The 18,411-nt window shown below is 51.2% G+C and carries 17 protein-coding genes and 2 tRNA genes; 17 read left to right on the top strand and 2 right to left on the bottom strand.

The features are described from left to right. Positions 1–29: 29 nt before the first annotated feature. Together BUB68_RS04480 and BUB68_RS04475 are read right to left on the bottom strand one after the other, a co-directional pair. A tRNA-Ser gene (locus BUB68_RS04480) sits at positions 30–120 on the bottom strand. 16 nt (positions 121–136) lie between these two features. Further along, positions 137–225: transfer RNA gene (locus tag BUB68_RS04475), tRNA-Ser, on the bottom strand. Between the two features lie 377 nt (positions 226–602). Here BUB68_RS04475 and ftsZ point away from each other — a divergent pair. The 17 genes from ftsZ to BUB68_RS04390 all read left to right on the top strand — a co-directional run bounded on the left by ftsZ (position 603) and on the right by BUB68_RS04390 (position 18,337). Next, positions 603–1,742 carry a cell division protein FtsZ gene (ftsZ, locus tag BUB68_RS04470; protein WP_073088587.1) on the top strand — a complete coding sequence of 380 codons (1,140 nt, stop codon included), beginning with the start codon at positions 603–605 and terminating at the stop codon, positions 1,740–1,742. Between the two features lie 18 nt (positions 1,743–1,760). Further along, positions 1,761–2,510: a tRNA threonylcarbamoyladenosine dehydratase gene (locus BUB68_RS04465; protein WP_081371851.1), complete on the top strand. Its 750-nt coding sequence runs from the start codon at positions 1,761–1,763 to the stop codon at positions 2,508–2,510. Then, entirely contained in the window at positions 2,507–3,472 is a 966-nt protein-coding gene (locus tag BUB68_RS04460; protein ID WP_073088586.1) for an NAD(P)H-dependent glycerol-3-phosphate dehydrogenase, read from the top strand. The genes BUB68_RS04465 and BUB68_RS04460 overlap by 4 nt, the downstream gene beginning before the upstream one ends. A 28-nt stretch (positions 3,473–3,500) precedes the next feature. Further along, positions 3,501–5,252: a sensor domain-containing diguanylate cyclase gene (locus BUB68_RS04455; protein ID WP_073088585.1), complete on the top strand. Its 1,752-nt coding sequence runs from the start codon at positions 3,501–3,503 to the stop codon at positions 5,250–5,252. 30 nt (positions 5,253–5,282) lie between these two features. Continuing rightward, positions 5,283–6,560: an ArsB/NhaD family transporter gene (locus BUB68_RS04450; RefSeq protein ID WP_073088584.1), complete on the top strand. Its 1,278-nt coding sequence runs from the start codon at positions 5,283–5,285 to the stop codon at positions 6,558–6,560. A 122-nt stretch (positions 6,561–6,682) separates the two neighbouring features. Then, a complete protein-coding gene (locus BUB68_RS04445; protein ID WP_256625778.1) occupies positions 6,683–6,955 on the top strand; it encodes a DUF4321 domain-containing protein in 273 nt (90 codons plus the stop codon). 18 nt (positions 6,956–6,973) lie between these two features. Next, complete coding sequence (locus BUB68_RS04440) at positions 6,974–7,564, top strand: Maf family protein (protein WP_073088583.1); 591 nt, start codon at positions 6,974–6,976, stop codon at positions 7,562–7,564. Beyond that, positions 7,533–8,222, top strand: coding sequence for a RadC family protein (radC, locus tag BUB68_RS04435; protein ID WP_073088582.1), 690 nt, complete (start codon positions 7,533–7,535; stop codon positions 8,220–8,222). Before BUB68_RS04440 ends, radC begins: the two co-directional genes overlap by 32 nt. A gap of 144 nt (positions 8,223–8,366) precedes the next feature. Beyond that, positions 8,367–9,407: a rod shape-determining protein gene (locus BUB68_RS04430; protein WP_073088581.1), complete on the top strand. Its 1,041-nt coding sequence runs from the start codon at positions 8,367–8,369 to the stop codon at positions 9,405–9,407. Positions 9,408–9,415: 8 nt separating this feature from the next. Continuing rightward, entirely contained in the window at positions 9,416–10,354 is a 939-nt protein-coding gene (gene mreC / locus BUB68_RS04425; protein WP_073088580.1) for a rod shape-determining protein MreC, read from the top strand. Beyond that, positions 10,351–10,851 (top strand): rod shape-determining protein MreD, encoded by a 501-nt coding sequence (mreD, locus tag BUB68_RS04420; RefSeq protein WP_073088579.1) that lies wholly within the window; start codon positions 10,351–10,353, stop codon positions 10,849–10,851. The genes mreC and mreD overlap by 4 nt, the downstream gene beginning before the upstream one ends. Before the next feature lie 45 nt (positions 10,852–10,896). Next, positions 10,897–12,705, top strand: a complete 1,809-nt coding sequence (gene mrdA / locus BUB68_RS04415; RefSeq protein WP_073088578.1) for a penicillin-binding protein 2 — start codon at positions 10,897–10,899, stop codon at positions 12,703–12,705. Between the two features lie 39 nt (positions 12,706–12,744). Continuing rightward, on the top strand, positions 12,745–13,416 hold the full coding sequence (gene minC, locus BUB68_RS04410; RefSeq protein WP_073088577.1) for a septum site-determining protein MinC: 672 nt from the start codon (positions 12,745–12,747) through the stop codon (positions 13,414–13,416). Further along, entirely contained in the window at positions 13,413–14,201 is a 789-nt protein-coding gene (gene minD, locus BUB68_RS04405; protein WP_073088576.1) for a septum site-determining protein MinD, read from the top strand. The genes minC and minD overlap by 4 nt, the downstream gene beginning before the upstream one ends. Positions 14,202–14,212: 11 nt before the next feature. Next, positions 14,213–14,479 carry a cell division topological specificity factor MinE gene (gene minE / locus BUB68_RS04400; RefSeq protein ID WP_073088575.1) on the top strand — a complete coding sequence of 89 codons (267 nt, stop codon included), beginning with the start codon at positions 14,213–14,215 and terminating at the stop codon, positions 14,477–14,479. Positions 14,480–14,503: 24 nt separating this feature from the next. Then, entirely contained in the window at positions 14,504–15,607 is a 1,104-nt protein-coding gene (gene rodA / locus BUB68_RS04395) for a rod shape-determining protein RodA (protein ID WP_073088574.1), read from the top strand. Positions 15,608–15,724: 117 nt separating this feature from the next. Continuing rightward, positions 15,725–18,337 carry a TIGR03960 family B12-binding radical SAM protein gene (locus BUB68_RS04390; protein WP_073088573.1) on the top strand — a complete coding sequence of 871 codons (2,613 nt, stop codon included), beginning with the start codon at positions 15,725–15,727 and terminating at the stop codon, positions 18,335–18,337. Positions 18,338–18,411 lie beyond the last annotated feature (74 nt).

Below are 18,411 nucleotides of genomic sequence, written 5' to 3'. Positions count from 1 at the left end.
AAAGGGGATGACCTTTTGTCATTTCATAGTGGCGGAGTGGAGAGGATTCGAACCTCCGCACCGGTTACCCAGCCTAACGATTTAGCAAACCGTCCTCTTCAGCCTCTTGAGTACCACTCCATGTCTTATGCAATTATGGCGGAGAGGGTGGGATTCGAACCCACGCACCCCGAAAGGCCTACCGGTTTTCAAGACCGGACTCTTCAACCACTTGAGTACCTCTCCAACAAAGCAATATAAGCGTAGCAGAAAACAGGAAAAAAGTCAAATATTTATTGCTATTTTGTGGTGGCAAGTGTATAATCATGGTAACGGTTTACACATGTACGCTGGATGTGAAATTTTTGCTGGAGGCGCGATAAGGAGTGTGTAACGTGAAGCTTGACAGCTTGAAATTGATCTTAGCATGTTTAGCAGTATTTCTCTTCAGCTGATCCGGGGATGGAATCTGAAGAGAGGGAGCAGGGGATGTTGGCCTCTGCTCTTTTATATTTGCAGATAGTGCAGTGATATGGTAAAATTTTCACTAGTGGGGGGCAGGAAACTGTCCTGGGTATAACGAATAACAAGTAAGATATAAGCCTTAGGGAGGGGAAGTCTCCATGACCACAGATGATACATTGGTAAAACCAAAAGTCAAGATAAAGGTATTCGGTGTTGGCGGCGGTGGCAATAGCGTACTCATGCGCATGGGACAGCATAATGAGCTGGATATCGAGCTCTATGCTGTGAATACTGATGCCAAGCAGTTGCAGCAGGTGGAAAAGGTTGGTGTCAGCTGCATCCAGATCGGTGAAGCTTTGACCCGGGGACGGGGCACTGGTGGCAATATTCAGATTGGCGAGCAGGCAGCAAAGAATGATACTGCGAAACTGCAGGCTGCCATGAATGGCGCAGATATGGTGTTTATCACGGCTGGCATGGGAGGCGGAACAGGTACCGGCGCAGCACCTATCGTTGCCCGTCTGGCCAAGGAGATGGGAATCCTTTCGGTCGGGGTGGTAACGGTGCCTTTTGCCTTCGAGGGCAATCGTAAGAAGAAAGCCGCGCAGGAAGGGATCACCAAGATGCAGTCGCAGATGGATGCCCTGATTGCCGTGGAAAATGACAATCTGTCCAAACTGCCGGAAAACCGCCGTATGTCCTTGGTACAGGCTTTTGAATGCGCGGATAATATCCTGAAGCAGGCGATCAACTGTGTGGCAGAACTGATTTTGACCACAGGCGTCATCAATGTGGATTTTGCGGATGTCACGACTATTTTCCGTCAGAGTGAGAGCAGTGATGCTTTGCTGGGGATTGGTGTCAGCACCCGCAGTGCAGTGGATGCTGTGAAGATTGCCGCTGAAAGTCCGCTGATTGACAAGGACTTGTCTGGTGCGCGCGGCCTGATCCTCAATCTGACAGGTGACAGCACGCTCAGTCTTTATGACGTGGATGAAGCTTCCCGTTATATTGTGAAACATACGGATCCTGAAGTGAACATCATTCTGGGGACCGTGGAAGATGAGAGCATGAATGGTGCAGTGCAGGCCACCATCATTGCTACGGACTTTGTGGACAGCGTGGTGATGAAGGCACCCACGGTGAAAGTTCCCGAAAGTGCCATCAAGCAGGAAACGTTGAAGAAAGATAGTTTTCAGATGGATGTGCCTTCCTTCATGAACAAACAGAAGGCAGAGACTTCCCAGCCTTTTGCTATCCCTGCGTTTAAGCTGACAGATGGGCTGGATAAGCAATAAGAAAGGAAATGTGGGATTTTGAGTGATATACATAGATTTTCCCGCTCTGAACTGCTCTTAGGGCAGGCGGGGCTGGCGAAACTGGCTGATGCCGCTGTGGCTGTGTTTGGCATAGGCGGTGTCGGTTCCTACGTGGTAGAAGGTCTGGCCCGGGCTGGTGTGGGAAATTTTGTGCTCATAGATAATGATGTGGTCAGTCTGACGAATATCAATCGGCAGCTCCATTCCCTGACGTCCACAGTAGGAATGGCGAAAACCGAGTTGATGCGGCAACGCATTCTGGATATCAATCCGGCGGCCCGGGTAACCGTAATCAATGATTTCTATCTGCCGGATAACGCCGACAGATTTTTTATTGGTGATTATGATTATGTGGTGGATGCCATTGATACGGTAGCTGGCAAGGTGAGCCTGGCCGTGGAATGCAATAAGCGTCATCTGCCGCTTATTGCCAGCATGGGAGCCGGCAATAAGCTGGATCCTACCCGCTTTGCGGTTGCAGACATCTATAAGACCAGTGTGGACCCCTTGGCCCGGGTGATGCGCCGCAAGCTCAGGACTTTGGGCATCAGGAAGCTGAAGGTCGTATATTCGACGGAGGAACCGCGTCAGGTCATCCTGCCGACGGACGGCCAGGTGGAGCAGAAGGGCACTGCCGGCAGGATTGCTCCCGGCAGTATATCTTTTGTGCCTTCGGTGGCCGGACTCATTATTGCCAGTGAAGTCGTGAAAGATCTGACAGGTAACTTCGGGGAGGCAGTCAAATGAAAGTAGCAGTATTGGGCTGCGGGCGCTGGGGCTCTTTCCACGCCTGGTATGCCCGGCGGATTGGTCATCAGGTGATGCTTTGGGGGCGTCCGGGCTCCCAGCATCTGACAGAGCTTAGACAAAAGGGGCGGAATGAATATCTGGTATTGCCTGCGGATGTTGAGCTTACGGATGACCTGGCTGCGGCTGTAGCCTTTGCTGAAATCGTTGTGATTTCTATCAGTTCGCAAAGACTGCGGGAGTTCTGCGGTCAATTAAAGAATTTGCCCCAATTGGAACAAAAGAAATTTGTTCTTTGCATGAAGGGGCTGGAGATTGACACCGGCAAGCGTCTGAGCACCATTTTTGGGGAGGAATTGGGCACAGACAAGCAGGTGGCTGTGTGGGTAGGTCCGGGGCATGTGCAGGATTTTGTACGGGAAATCCCCAACTGCATGGTGATTGCCTCCAAGGAAATGCAACTGACCAAGGAGCTGGTGAAGGCTTTTGGCAGCCCGCTGATCCGTTTCTATTTTGGCGAAGACCTGTTGGGCACAGAAATCGGTGCAGCGGCGAAAAATGTCATGGGCCTGGCAGCCGGCATGTTGGATGGCATGGGATACAGCAGCCTGAAAGGGGCGCTGATGGCCAGAGGAACCCGGGAACTTTCGCGCCTCATTGAAAAGATGGGGGGAGACAAGATGACCGTTTATGGCCTGTCCCATCTGGGAGATTATGAGGCGACGTTGTTTTCACCCTTCAGCCATAACCGCTGTTTTGGCGAGGCATTTATCAAGGGAGAGCACTTTGCCAAACTGGCTGAAGGGGTGTATACGGTGGAAGCTTTGATGGACATTGCCCGGGATTATCATCTGGAACTGCCCATCTGTGCTACGGTATATGCAATCATTCATGAGCATAGGGATCCCAGGGAAGAACTCTTGAAATTATTTTTGCGGGACAATAAAGCCGAACAGGATTAGAAAGATGTGTAAGAAGGTATATGGATAGATGAAACAGATACCCTATGCGATAAAAACGATCAAGGATTTGCAGACCTGTGTGGAGGAAGTCCGGGCGGAGAGCCGCAATCAGAAACTGTCCGGTGTCCTGGTTTCCGTTTTTATGGACCCGACCAGAGTGAATATGCTGGAAGACATCCAGCTTCATATCCGGGCAGTGTTCCCAGAAGCACAGATCATCGGTTCCGTATCCAGTGGCGAATTGGTGAATGGCAACCTTTTGGAGCAGGGGCTGGTAGTGAACTTCACGCTCTTTGAAGAGGCTTCGGTGCGGGTGGTAGCCTATGATTTCCATGAGAAAAAAAGCAATGCGGCTGGCCGTGAGCTTCTGGCTATCTTGCAGGCTGACAAGGAAGCGGCAGCAGTGGAAGTGATATCCGCAGGTTTCCATCTGGATATCAATCCCTTTTTTAAGCAACTGTCTGCCTGCCGCCGGAAGATTGTGTTTTTTGGCGGGCTGGCAGATGATGGCAGCTTGGGGAAGAATGGCCTGGTGTTCACCCATACGGCGCAGTTGCGGCATGGAGTAGTGGCGGTTATCTTCAGTGGAGCCAATCTTCATGTGCAGTCCAGTTCCAGTTTCGGCTGGAAGCCTTTGGGCCGTACGATGACGGTAACGAAGATGGATGGGGATTTCTGCCTGCAGGAACTCGATGGCCGTCCGCCCTTGGAGGTTTTTGACCGCTATCTGGGCATAAAAAACAACGATAGTTTCTTGTTTGAGGCACTCACGTTTCCGTTCTACTTTGAACGGCATGGTACTACGCTGGCGCGTCACCCGCGCCGGTGCCGGGATGATGGCAGCATGATGTTTGGCGCTGATTTCCGGGTGGGGGAAAGGGTGCGTCTGGCCTATGGTGATCCAGGGGATATCATTGATAACGCGATGGCCCTGCAGGAAAAAATGGCCAGCTTCAAACCGGAAGCCATTTTCGTGGTCAGCTGTGTGGCCCGTTGGATGCTCCTGGGCAGCGATACAGAAAAGGAATTGGCTATCAGTAAACATCTGGCTCCTTCGGCCGGTTTCTATGCTTACGGTGAATTCATGCGCAATGAGAGCGGTGAGATCATGGTGTCCAATATGACATTGGTGACCATCGGCATGCGGGAGGGGATCAGCCAGGGGCGTCAGTCCAATACTGTGCCGCCCCGGCCTAAGCTGAACAAGCATCGTTCCCTGATGGCTCGTCTGGTGCATTTCATCGAGACCACCACGCAGGAATTGGAGGAGTCTAACCGCAAGCTGGCACATTTGGCACAGATTGACCGGTTGACCGGACTTTTCAATCGTGGCGAGACAGAGGCAAATCTGCGGGAGCTGCTGCAGCGGGCACATGCCTTTAATGAGCCCTTGTCTGTGCTCATGATGGATGTGGATGATTTCAAAGTCATCAATGACAGCTATGGTCATGCCATCGGTGATGATACGTTGAAGACTATTGCCAAAATCCTGCAGAAAAACACCAGACGAGGAGTGGATATTCCCGGGCGCTGGGGCGGCGATGAATTTTTCGTGGTCCTGTCGGGATCTGGCAACGAACGCGCCAGGATGATTGCCGAGCGCATAGGCCGGCAGATCAATGAGCATGCATTGCTGCCGGATGGAGCGATAGTTACCACCAGTATCGGTGTGGTGACGGCTGCTTCTGATGATACACCGGATACCCTTTTCAAGCGGGCAGATGGTGCTCTCTATGAGGCCAAGCTCATCCGGGGAAAAAATAATGTTGTTGTGCACTAAGGAATAGTGCAGATTGAAGGGAGGAAAATAATGGAAGTTTTGGCAGGAATAATTTTCGTTTTCATGTATATGGTGATCGTGTCGGAGAAAATCCACCGCACCGTGGCGGCTATGTTGGGCGCTACTTCCATGATACTATTGGGAATCTTATCCCAGGAAACGGCACTGCACCATATTGATTTCAACACGTTAGGACTGTTGGTGGGCATGATGGTGCTGGTCGGCGTTACCAGCCATACGGGACTTTTTGACTATGTGGCCATCAAAGCTGCCAAGGTAGCCAAGGCTGAACCTAAACGGATCTTGATTTACCTGGCATTGATCACAGCGGTGTTTTCAGCATTCCTGGATAATGTGACTACGGTACTGCTGATGGTGCCCGTGACCTTCAGCATCACCCAGAAGCTGCATCTGAAGGCCAATCCATTCCTGCTCACGCAGATCATTGCCTCCAATATCGGCGGCACGGCTACTCTTATCGGTGACCCGCCGAACATCATGATCGGCAGTGCGGTCAAGGAGCTTACCTTCGTGGCCTTTATTGAGAATCTGGCCCCGATTGCCATCCTGAACCTGATCATCGTGATCTTCATCGTGGAGCTGGTCTACAAGAAGGGGCTGCATACCAAGCCGGAGCTGCAGGCTGAACTCATGGCTATGGATGAACACAAGGCTCTGAAGGACCGCCGTCTGCTGAAGAAGTCACTGTTTGTATTGGGACTGGTTATTCTGGGCTTCTTCACGCATTCGTTCACGCATATCGAATCTTCCATGATTGCCCTGACTGGTGGTTTCCTGCTGCTGCTGCTGGCAGGGGGCAGCCATCATTTGGTGGAAAGTTCCATGAAATCCGTGGAATGGGCGACGATTTTCTTCTTTATCGGCCTGTTCATTGCCGTGGGCGGCTTGATTGAAACGGGGATCATCGGCAGCATGGCCAGCCATGCAGTGGAACTCACGGGCGGTGATGTGACCGCGACATCGCTGCTGGTATTGTGGCTCAGCGCTATTGTATCGTCTGTATTGGATAACATTCCCTTTGTAGCGACAATGATTCCATTGATTCAGAACATGGGCGCTATGGGGGTCAGCAATCTGGAACCTATCTGGTGGAGCCTGGCATTGGGTGCCTGCCTGGGCGGCAACGGCACACTGGTCGGTGCTTCGGCTAACTTGATTGTAGCGGGTCTGGCTGCAGAACGCGGTGTCAAGATCACGTTTATCAATTACTTTAAGATTGGTTTTCCCATTATGCTCTTGACGATTGTACTGTCAACGGTGTATGTTTATATCCGGTACCTGATTTGACCGGTATATGGCTCATGAATTCCGGTGGAATTTGTGAGCCATAATTTTTTGTAAAAATGTCTTTTTTAGCAGGACTTTTTCCGGACAAAGCGAAAGTTTGTGCATTGAAGGAGGAATTTTTCTTGGCAAAATTTGGTGGGCACGGCTATGGCATGGCTGTTCTCTTTGTGGTGATCGGTGCGATCTTAGGCGGTATTTTAGGGCAGCTGCTTCTGAGTGTGGAGGCTTTGGGTAGTGTGATGCCCTATCTGGTCAATACGTTTCCGGTATTTGACACGTCTGTTTTTACGATCAATCTTTATGTGATCCAGCTGACTATCGGGGTGGCTTTTGCACCGAACCTTATGAGTATCCTGGGCATTGTCGTCGCTTTGGTGCTGTTTCGTCGTTATTGAAGAAAGGAGCGGAAATTTATGTTTATATTGGCATCTGGTTCACCGCGGAGAAAAGAACTCCTTCAGCAGATAAATACCCGTTTTGAGATTCGTATCAGTACCGCAGAGGAACTTACTGGCGATGATCTGGCGCCGGCAGAATTGGTGGAGAAAAATGCGGCTGCCAAAGCCAGCGCGGTGGCAAAACTGCATCCCAACCATGCGGTTTTAGGGGCGGATACTGTAGTAGCATTGGACGGGCATACTTATGGGAAACCGAGCAGTCGTGAGGATGCAGTGCGGATGCTGAAGGAATTTTCCGGCAGGACGCATCAGGTGCTCACCGGTATTGCCTGGGCGTATAATGGCCATTTATTCACGGATGTGGTGATCACGGAAGTGGAATTCGCGCAACTGGCCGATACGGAGATCGAGCGATATGTGAAGAGCGGTGAGCCTATGGATAAGGCTGGTGCCTATGCCATTCAGGGGGCGGCAGCTGAGTTTATCGTCGGAATCAAAGGTTCCTTTACCAATGTGGTTGGTCTGCCACTTAACGCGACTGTGCGGCTGGCGCGAAAGGCAGGCGTGAATTTATATGGCGATTATGGTGAGGGATCTGCCCCCTGAGGAAAGGCCCCGAGAGAAATTATTGCTTTATGGCGCGGCAGCATTGAGCAATGCGGAACTTTTGGCGATTCTTTTGCGTAGTGGCACGAAGAAAAAATCTGTGTTGCGTATTGCTGAGGAAATCCTGGCCCATATCAAGGAGCAGGGGATTTCGGGAATGATGCATATTTCCGTGGCGGAACTGGGCAAGATCGATGGCGTGGGGAAGGTGAAAGCTGCTACGTTGCAAGCTGCTGCGGAGCTGGGGCGGCGGCTTTCCGTGCAGCAGGCGTCCAAGATCGAAATCATTCATGGACCTGAGGATGTGGCACATTATGCTATGCCGCGCTTCCGCTTTGAACAAAAGGAACATTTTGCGGTGCTGCTGCTGAATACCAAGAATCATATCCTGGGGATGCCGGAGGTTTCCGTCGGGAGTCTGTCTGCTTCTGTGGTTCATCCGCGTGAAGTCTTCCGGGCCGCTATCGATTATGCGGCAGCGGCGATGATCCTGCTGCACAATCATCCTAGCGGGGATCCTACTCCCAGCCGGGAGGATGTTGCTGTCACCGAGCGTATGGTGAAAGCGGGAAAGATCATGGATATTCCCGTTCTGGATCATGTGGTGCTGGGGAATGGGCGCTTTACCAGCTTCAAGGAAAAAGGGCTTTTGCACTGATTTAAATTTTATTGAAAAAAAAATAGTTTTCCTGTTATCAAAATAACTATCTTGTGTTACAATAAGGTAGTTATTTTTGTTTTGAATATGCTGAGCTTATGAGCTCTTGCTTATATGGTTATCTGAAGGGAGTTTTTTGACAAAATGTGGAGTCTGTTTGGCGGTTTTTCGCACGATATGGGTATTGACCTGGGCACGGCTAACACACTGGTGCATGTAAAGGGCAGAGGTATTGTGCTGCGTGAGCCTTCCGTAGTAGCAATCAAAAGCGATACGGGTGATGTCCTGGCTGTGGGTGAGGAAGCAAAGCAGATGATCGGCCGCACGCCGGGTAATATCATCGCTATTCGTCCGATGAAGGATGGTGTGATTGCTGACTTCGACGTAACGCAGGCCATGCTGAAGTATTTTATCCGCAAGGCTATGAACACGAAGTCTTTCGTTCGTCCCCGCGTAGTGGTTGGCGTTCCTTCTGGTGTCACGGAAGTGGAAAAGCGTGCTGTAATAGATGCTGCGCAGCAGGCTGGTGCCCGTGAGGCATATCTCATTGAGGAGCCTATGGCTGCTGCTATTGGCGCCGGCTTGCCTGTGGAAGAGGCTACTGGCAGCATGGTAGTTGACATCGGTGGCGGCACGACGGAAATCGCCGTGATTTCCCTGGGCGGTATCGTAGTGAGCTGCTCCATCCGCATCGGCGGTGATGAGATGGACAGCGCCATCGTGCAGTACATCAAGCGCATGTACAACCTCATGATCGGTGAGCGCACGGCTGAAGAGATCAAGATGACCATCGGTACGGCTATCGTGACGCCGGAAGCTGATAAGACTATGGATATCCGTGGCCGTGACCTTGTTTCCGGCCTGCCCAAGACGCTGACCATTCAGGCAAAGGAAATCCGTGAAGCACTGAATGATCCCATCTACAAGATCATTGATGCAGTCAAAGGCACCCTGGAAAAGACTCCGCCTGAGCTGGCAGCCGATGTCATGGACCATGGCATCATGATGACGGGCGGCGGTGCGCTCCTGACGAATCTCGACAAGCTGCTGTCCCATGAGACGGGCATGCCTGTATTGGTTTCTGAGGATGCACTCTCCTGTGTAGGTGAAGGTACAGGCCGTTCTCTGGAGAACATAGAATTATTGAAACGCGTAGTCATGACCAGCAAAAAATTGAGAAGCTGATATAAAAAATGAGTAATCGTGTAAGAAGAGATAAAGAAGATGGACGCAAGGGCTGGGCTATGGCGTTTGTCGTCATCAGCCTCTTTTGCCTCATCTTTTTCGCTGCCCGGGGCAGATTCCAGGCCCCTGTAAGCAGCCAGGCTGTGTCATTGGCGCTGTCTCCTTTCCAGCAGGCAGTAGCCTGGGTGGCTAATGAGATCCATTATGCGACCAGTGCTGTTTGGGAAGTGGCCACCCTTTATGAGCAAAACAAGATGCTCCGGAATGAAGTGGAACAGCTGCGGGGAATCAATCTGCAGGCTAATGAGGCACTGGCGGAAAATGAACGCCTGCGGGCTATGATAGGTTATGAGCATTCTGTCCGTCAGTTTGATATGGTTGCGGCCCGGGTCATCGGCCGCGAGTCGGATACCTGGTCGCGGATGATTGTGATTGACCGGGGAACTGCCAGCGGCGTGCAGGAAGATATGCCAGTGGTGACCCCGCAGGGATTGGTTGGCCGGGTCATAGAGGCCGGCCCCAATTCCTCCAAGGTACAGCTTATCCTGGACCCGCGCTCTTCGGTCGGTACTATTGTGCAGCGGGCTGAATCCCGGGTTACGGGCATTGTGCAGGGAGACATGGATAATCCAACCATGCCGCAGATGGTGAACATTCCGAAGAACGCGGATGTGGTCGAAGGAGATGTCATCGTGACTTCTGGCTTTGGCGGCATCTTTCCCAAGGGCATCATCGTGGGACTGGTAAGCAGCCTCAAGAATGATGATGGCGGGCTTTTGAAGATTGGCGTCCTGGAATCGGCTGTGGACTTTCAGAAGCTGGAGGATGTGTTAGTCATCACGGCTTCTCGTGAGGCTCCGCCAGAACCGATCAAACCGCCGCCACAGACACCGGGAACAGAAACGGATCCAGCAGCGCAACAGAAAGCAGAGGGGAATGGGCAGTGAGTAATTTCGGCAAGCTGGCCGCCTTTACTGCGGCACTTTATGTACTGCAATCTTCATTTTTCCCTCTGATTGCCTATCATGGCATCAGTCCGAATTTCATGCTGCTTCTCACCGTGTCTTATGCATTCCTGCGCGGCATGGAAAAGGGAACACTTATGGGCTTCGTCTCGGGGCTGTTGACGGACCTGGCTACGGGAACCTTCTTTGGCATTCATGCATTCACGTATCTTTTGGTCGGAAATATTTGCGGCCGTTTTGCCAATCGGGTTTATAAGGAACAGTTTTTTTTGCCGGTATTTGCTTCTTTGGGAGCAACTACGTTTAACTATTTTATTTTAGCATTACTTATGGTATTATTAGGGTATCGCTTTAATCCAATAAGCAATGTGCAGGTAACGCTCTTGCCGATGCTTATCTATCAGCTGGCGTTTGCCTATCCGGTGCATTATCTGACCTACCAATTGGATAAGAAACTCAGCACAAAAGAAACGAACTGATTAAGGCACCTGTATGGGTGCCTTCTTTTATGGGAGAGATATTTTTTGGTCGAAAATGACGAATTTGGCGGCAGATTACAGGTCCTGGGCTGGCTGTCAGTGCTGGTTATCGCTGTATTGATCGCCCGGGCCGGGTATCTGCAGATTTATGACGGAGAACATTATGCCCGGCTGGCTGAAGGCAACCGCATCCGCATCATTCCTACCATGGCACCCCGGGGGACATTCTTTGATCGCAACGGGGAACTTTTGGTGCAGAATCGTCCGGGCTTTGCTGTGTCCTTGATGCCGGTGATGACCAAGATTGACCCTGTGGTGATTGACCGCTTGGCGGAACTTTTGAAGGTGCCAGTGGAGGAGATCAACAAGAAGATCGATGCCCATACAGGGTTCGATCCAATCCGCATCAAGGCGGATGTGACACCTGATATTGTCACCATCATCGAAGAACAAAAGAATATGTACCCGGGTGTCATCATAGAGGTTCAGCCTATCCGCGATTATATGAATAAGGAAGAGGCTGCGCATACTTATGGCTACGTCAGTGAAATCAACGACATGGAGTTGGAGAAAAAGAAAGACGAAGGCTATAAAAGCGGTGACATCATCGGCAAATTCGGTCTGGAAAAGATTTACGATAAAGAGCTGCGGGGCGCCAATGGCGGCCAGCAGGTGGAAGTGGATGTAACGGGCAAGCCTGTGCAGATCATCGGCAACAAACCGCCGACACCTGGTGATGACCTCTATCTGACCATTGACAAGAATTTACAGACTGCTGCGGAAAAGGCTGTGGATGAACAGCTCAAGCTGATCCATGCCAATGCAGCAGCTGCGGTGGCCATGAATCCCATGACCGGGGAAATCTATGCGATGGTCAGCCGGCCGGCGTTCGATCCGAATCTCTTTGCGCATGGAATCTCAGCCAAGGATTGGAACAAGCTCAATAATAATCCTTATCACCCTATGGATAACAAGGCCATCACGGGTGAGTATCCGCCGGGGTCGACCTTTAAGATCGTTACGGGCACTGCGGCGCTGACGGAGGGAGTCGTGAGTCCTTCTGAACTGATCATGGATAGTGGTCATCATTGGATCATCCCGAAAGGAAATGCGGATGGTGAAGCACTGGGGCTCATTAACTTCCAGCAGGCCATGGCCCATTCCGATAACGTATATTTCTATGAAATGGGAAATCGCCTGGGCATTGACCGGATTGAAAAATATGCCCGGATGTTTGGGCTGGGCAAGATCACTGGCATCGATCTGCCTTATGAATCAGATGGTCTGGTTGCTAATCGCCGCTATAAGGAAAAGAACTTTGAAGATGGCGAATGGTATCTGTCGGAAACCTTCGATGCTGCTATCGGTCAGGGGTTCAATCTGGTAACGCCTTTGCAGGCCGCTATGGTCATGGGGGAGATTGCCGCGGATGGCAAACGCTATAAACCTCATCTGGTAAACCGTATTGTCGGGCCGGATGGTAAGACGGTCAAGGAGTTTACACCGGAACTTCTGAGTACGCTGGATGTACCGATGGAGGATATCAAGCTGGTGCAGGATGGTCTGCATGATGTTACCAAGTACGGTACAGCAGCATCTATTTTCCGGGGGTTCCCCATAGAGATTGCCGGTAAAACCGGTACCGCGGAGAATCCGCATGGCCGCGATCATGGCTGGTTTGTCGCTTATGGGCCTTTTGGTGCCCCAAATATCGTTGTCGCGGTTATTGTGGAGCAGGGTGGTTACGGTGCCCAGTCTGCCGTACCGATCGGACGGAAGATCCTGGAAGCCTGGTTTGGTCTCAATAAGCCGGATCCGGCCAAGCAGCCTGCCAATGAGCAGAAAAAACAGTAATGTTATCAAGACTATATTTATATAGAAACGAGGGCAATCATGAGTGAAGATATTGTAAAAATCAAGGGAACTTCCCTTGGGTTACAGCTGAGCTTTGCCCCAGAGGCATCCTTTGAAGAGGTGCGGGAGAATCTGAGAAAGAAATTAGAATCCGGTACCACGTTCTTCTTGCGGGGCACTTTAGTGCTGATCCCCCGGGATGTGTTTATGGGCAGCGAAAGAGATGAATTGCAGCATCTGTTCCATGAATATGGCCTGATCTGCCGTACCCAGAAACCGGAACCTGTAGAAAAGCCAGTGCCTCAGGTACAGGCACCACCACCGCAGCCTGCGTCTCAGCCGGTAAATCAGCCGGAGGAACTGAAACCGCAGGAGATGGTTGTGATCAATAAGACCCTGCGGGGAGGACAGGAAATCCGCACGAAATCTTCGGTATTGGTTTGTGGCAATGTGAATCCGGGGGCACAGATCATTGCCGGAGGCAGCATCGATATCCGGGGCACTTGCCGGGGCATGGTACATGCCGGTGCCTACGGTGATAGCACAGCCTTTATCGTCGCTGATCACTTGATGCCTACTCAGATCAGAATATCGAACCTGATCGCCCGTTCACCGGATGAAATGAAAAAGACAGAGCGCGCGGAGCGTGCATCTATCAAGGATGGTCAAATCGTAATCGAACCAATAGAAAGGCAGGATAAGACAATATGAGCGAAATCTATGTAATTACCTCTGGCAAAGGCGGTGTTGGCAAGACTACGACCACGGCTAATCTGGGTATGGGACTGGCTATGCGGGGGAAGAAGGTTGTATTGGTGGATACCGATACGGGGCTTAGAAACCTCGACCTGATGCTGGGGCTTGAGAACCGCATCATGTATGACCTGATTGACGTGACGGAAGGCCGGGTAGCTTTCAAGAAGGCACTGGTCCGTCATAAGAAATATGAGAATCTCTTTTTACTCCCGACTTCGCAGGTGAAGGATAAAATGTCTGTGAACCCCGAACAGCTCGTGAAACTTTGTGATGAACTGCGCCGGGAATTTGATTACATCCTGATCGACTGCCCCGCTGGTATCGAGCAGGGCTTCAAGACTGCCATCGCTGCTGCTGATACGGCGCTGGTGGTAACCATGCCGGAAATCGCGGCTGTCCGTGATGCCGATAAGATCATCGGCGAGCTAGGCCGTGCTGACAAGGAGAATATCAAACTCATTGTCAACCGTATCCGTCCTTCCATGGTGGAAAGCGGCGAAATGCTGGATATGGATGATATCAACGACATCCTTTCTCTGGACTGCATTGGTCAGGTGCCTGATGACATCAAGGTCGTTACAGCGGCCAACAAGGGTGAGCCCTGTGTGGCTTCGGATGACAGCCAGGCAGGTCAGGCTTATCGTAATATCGTGAGCCGTATGCTCGGCGAAGATGTGCCTTTTATGGATTTCCATAAAGAGGGCTGGTGGACTCGTCTCAAGCATATGTTCAGAAGATAAGGAGGGGTTATATGTTGGAGGCATTGATGAAAATATTTGGCAAGAAGGAGCAGTCAGGCAAAATTGCCCATGACCGCTTGAAAGTGGTGCTTATCCATGACCGTGCAAATATTTCCCCCGAAGTTATGGATAATCTGAAAAATGACATTATCAAAGTGATTTCCAACTATATGGAAATCAATCAGCATGATATGGAAATATCCCTGGCCAATGATGATGATTCTGTGGCGTTGGTGGCCAACATCCCTGTCAGCAGCATGAAACATGACAAGGGTTAACGGAAGAAGAGTTGAACGACAAAAATGACTAAATCCATTTTACGCCGCACAGACCTCACCTTGCTGGCGGCAACTGCCGGAATCATCATCATGAGCCTTATCATTATCGGCAGTGCCACCCATGTCAATACTCCTGGTGAGGAGCGCTATTGGTATGTGGCCCGTCAGGGCCTCTTTGCGGCAGTGAATATCGCTTTTGCAGCTTTTTTGATGAATTTTGACTACAAGATGCTGCAGGGGTATGGCAATAAGCTCTACATTTTCAATCTGATCATGTTGGTGGCTGTTATGCTGGTAGGGCAGTCAGCCCTTGGCGCTCAGCGCTGGATCTCCATTGGTCCGATCAGTATCCAGCCATCGGAGTTTTCCAAGATCATCATGATTGTGTCTCTGGCTACCATGCTGGAGGAACGGGTGGGCAAGCTCAATACCATCCATGATCTCCTGCCGGTGGCAGCCTATGTGGGCGTTCCTTTCCTGCTGGTTCTGAAACAGCCGGATTTGGGAACATCCTTGGTGTTTATGGCTATTTTTCTGGGCATGGTTTTTGTTTGCGGCATCAATCTGCGGCTCCTGGGCGGCCTCTTTGCCGCCGGGATTGCCATGATGCCGTTGCTGTGGCATTTCTTGAAAGATTATCAGAAAATGCGTATCATGGTCTTCATGGACCCGAATGTGGACCCTTTAGGGTCGGGATATCATATCATCCAATCCAAGATTGCCATTGGTTCCGGCATGCTCTTTGGCAAGGGGCTCTTTGAAGGCACACAGAGCCAGCTGAACTTCCTGCCGGAGAACCATACGGACTTTATCTTCGCTGTGGTCGGAGAGGAATTGGGCTTTATCGGTGTGGTCTGTCTGCTCCTGCTATACCTTGTGGTGCTTTGGCGGGGAGCTCAGATTGCCAAGAATGCCAGTGATATCTTCGGCAGGCTGTTGGCTGTGGGCATCACATCCATGTTGGCCTTCCATGTACTGGTCAATGTTGGCATGACCCTGGGCATCATGCCGGTAACAGGTATCCCGCTGCCGCTCATGAGTTATGGCGTCAGCTCGTTGACGACAAATATCATGGCGATAGCGATATTGCTGAATATCCAGTTAAGGAAAAAGAAATTAGAATTTTAGTTGAAGAGGTTACGATAAAAGAAAAACCTCTGACGGATTGTGTGTTTTAGCCTTCCCCTGAAGGGGAGGCTTATTATTTTACAGAGCTGAATGAAAGATGTATGGAGGAAAAAATAAATGGTACAACTCAATCATGAGGTGCTCCAGTCGGTATTGAAACCGTCCCGGTATACCGGTGGCGAGTGGAATGCAGTGGTCAAGGATTGGGATAAGGTGGATTGCACTTTTGCCCTGGCTCTGCCTGATGTCTATGAAGTGGGCATGAGCAACCTGGGGCTGGCGATTCTCTATGAGATCCTGAACCGGGAAGAGGGGATTGCCGCAGAGCGTGTCTATGCTCCCTGGACGGATATGGAAGAGGAGATGCGGCAGCGCAATATCCCGCTGTTCTCGCTGGAAACGAAGCATGAGCTCTCTCAGTTCGATTTCTTCGGTTTCTCCCTGCAGTATGAGATGATCTACTCGAACGTGCTCAATATGCTGGACTTAGCCGGGATTCCCCTCTGGGCAAGGGAGCGCGGCGAGGATATGCCCTTCGTGGTGGGCGGCGGCCCCTGCGTCTACAACGTAGAGCCTATCGCAGATTTCTTTGATTTCTTCATTGTCGGTGAAGCGGAAGACGCCGTTGTGGAAGTTTCTCAGGCCTTTATCCAGTGGAAAAAGGCAGGCCGTCCCGGTGGCCGGCGTGGTTTCCTGGAACGCCTGCTGACCATGGATGGCATCTATGTGCCGTCCTTCTATGAGCCGAAATATACGGCGGATGGCCATTATGAAAAGCTGGAACCGCTGCATGAAAATGCCAAGTCCATTATCTATAAGCGCGTCTGCAAGAATATGGATGAGACCATGAGTGTGGAGCATCCACTGGTGCCTTCCATGGATATCGTCCATAACCGTGCCATGCTGGAACTCTTCCGTGGCTGCTCCCGTGGCTGCCGTTTCTGTCAGGCGGGGATCTGCTATCGTCCTGCCCGCGAGCGCACCGAGGAAAATCTCAAGCAGATGGCCCGCAATCTCGTGGACAGCACAGGCTACAATGAGATGAGCCTGACGTCACTGTCCTCAGCCGATTATTCCTGTCTGGGCCGCCTGGTGGATGATCTGATGCTGGATTTCCAGGATGAAGAAGTAAGCTTCTCCCTGCCATCCCTGCGCATTGATTCCTTCTCCATCGACCTTGCCCATAAGATGCAGCAGGTGCGGAAATCCGGCCTGACCTTTGCGCCCGAAGCAGGGACGCAGCGTCTGCGCGATGTGATCAACAAGGGCGTAACCGAGGAAAATCTGATGAACGCCTGTGCCTCGGCCTTCAAGCAGGGCTGGAAACAGGTCAAGCTCTATTTCATGATGGGTCTGCCCACGGAAACCGATGAAGATGTTATCGGTATTGCGAAATTGGCTAAGAAGGTCGTTGATCTCTATACGGAAATCAAGGGCAAGCGGGGCTGCAAGGTTACGGTATCCGTTTCCTGCTTTGTGCCGAAACCTTATACGCCGTTCCAGTGGTTCGGTCAGCTGCCCATTGAAGAATTCCAGCGCCGTCAGGAACTTTTGAAGGAGCATATCACAGACCGGGCCATTACCTTCAATTATCATGATGCGCGCCTGTCCGTGATTGAAGGCGTGTTCGCCCGCGGTGACCGCCGCCTTTCCCAGGTGCTCTATCAGGCCTGGCTGGATGGTGCCAAGTTCGATGGCTGGACGGATCTTTATAAGCATGAAGTTTGGATTGAGGCCATGGAAAAATGCGGCATTGATGGCAAATACTACAGCCAGCGTACCCGTGACTTCAATGAGGCACTGCCCTGGGCGATCACTTCTCCGGGCGTCAACACGGAATTCCTGCTGCGCGAATGGCAGAAGGCGATGAAAGGATCGCTGACCGAGGACTGCCGCCGCGGCAAATGCTCGGCCTGCGGCATCTGTCCGAATCTGGGCGTGCATGTGATGGATTATGCCAAGGAAGAGGCTGCACGCAACTATCAGTCACCGGAACTGCCCAAGAAGGTTCACCGCGATCCCAAGGACTCCGGACGTCCCCGCACTCTTTATAAGTTCCGGGCAGAAATCACCAAGGGGGAGGATCTGCGCTATGTTTCGCATCTGGATTATGCCAATATATTCATCCGCGCCTTCAAGCGTTCAGGCCTGCCCATGGCTTATTCCGAGGGCTTCAACCATCATATGAAGGTTTCCTTCGCTTCGGCTCTGTCGCTGGGGGTGACCAGTGAAGCCGAATATATGGAGTTTGAACTCCTGAAGCCCGTCTGCCAGCCGGAGGTCTTTGATAAATTGAAGGCCCAGCTGCCGCCGGGCGTGGAGCTCAAGGAATTGCGTGAGGTAAAGACCAAGCAGAAGGCCATGATGGCTCAGGCCGATGAAGCAAGATACGCCGCCTATATGCCGCTGCAGGGGGATTTTGCCCTTGCCGAAGCAGCGGTGAAGAAGTACAATGAAACTGATGAAGTGAATTATCAGCGTGTTACGCCGAAGAAGAAAAGAGAGATTGAACTTAAGAAGTTCATGAAGAAACCTGTGCAGTTGGAAGTCATTGATGATAAGTTGAAACTTGCTATTGATATTGCGATTACAGATAGCGGGAGCGTGAAGCCCAGCGAAGTAATCAGTGTCTTGGTCGAACAGTTCGATTTGCCTGTTAAGGCGGCAGAGGCTAAGATTACCCGCACGGCTATGCTCTCGAATGGGAAAAGGCTTGTGGAACTTGTTTAATGCGTAGTTCGCTGTACTTTTTCTTTGGCGCAAAGAAAAAGTACCAAAAAGAAAACGCGGGCTGAAATCCCATC

The sequence above is a fragment of the Pseudoselenomonas ruminantium genome (assembly GCF_900142515.1).
Lineage (GTDB): Bacteria > Bacillota > Negativicutes > Selenomonadales > Selenomonadaceae > Selenomonas_A > Selenomonas_A ruminantium_D.
This window is presented reverse-complemented; position numbering and strand designations above follow the sequence as displayed.

Bases quoted from the DNA above. Each gene is read 5' to 3' on its own strand.
- ftsZ (WP_073088587.1), top strand. From the start codon at position 603: ATGACCACAGATGATACATTGGTAAAACCAAAAGTCAAGATAAAGGTA.
- BUB68_RS04460 (WP_073088586.1), top strand. From the start codon at position 2,507: ATGAAAGTAGCAGTATTGGGCTGCGGGCGCTGGGGCTCTTTCCACGCC.
- BUB68_RS04455 (WP_073088585.1), top strand. From the start codon at position 3,501: ATGAAACAGATACCCTATGCGATAAAAACGATCAAGGATTTGCAGACC.
- BUB68_RS04450 (WP_073088584.1), top strand. From the start codon at position 5,283: ATGGAAGTTTTGGCAGGAATAATTTTCGTTTTCATGTATATGGTGATC.
- BUB68_RS04440 (WP_073088583.1), top strand. From the start codon at position 6,974: ATGTTTATATTGGCATCTGGTTCACCGCGGAGAAAAGAACTCCTTCAG.
- radC (WP_073088582.1), top strand. From the start codon at position 7,533: ATGGCGATTATGGTGAGGGATCTGCCCCCTGAGGAAAGGCCCCGAGAG.
- BUB68_RS04430 (WP_073088581.1), top strand. From the start codon at position 8,367: ATGTGGAGTCTGTTTGGCGGTTTTTCGCACGATATGGGTATTGACCTG.
- mreC (WP_073088580.1), top strand. From the start codon at position 9,416: ATGAGTAATCGTGTAAGAAGAGATAAAGAAGATGGACGCAAGGGCTGG.
- minC (WP_073088577.1), top strand. From the start codon at position 12,745: ATGAGTGAAGATATTGTAAAAATCAAGGGAACTTCCCTTGGGTTACAG.
- minD (WP_073088576.1), top strand. From the start codon at position 13,413: ATGAGCGAAATCTATGTAATTACCTCTGGCAAAGGCGGTGTTGGCAAG.
- minE (WP_073088575.1), top strand. From the start codon at position 14,213: ATGTTGGAGGCATTGATGAAAATATTTGGCAAGAAGGAGCAGTCAGGC.
- rodA (WP_073088574.1), top strand. From the start codon at position 14,504: ATGACTAAATCCATTTTACGCCGCACAGACCTCACCTTGCTGGCGGCA.
- BUB68_RS04390 (WP_073088573.1), top strand. From the start codon at position 15,725: ATGGTACAACTCAATCATGAGGTGCTCCAGTCGGTATTGAAACCGTCC.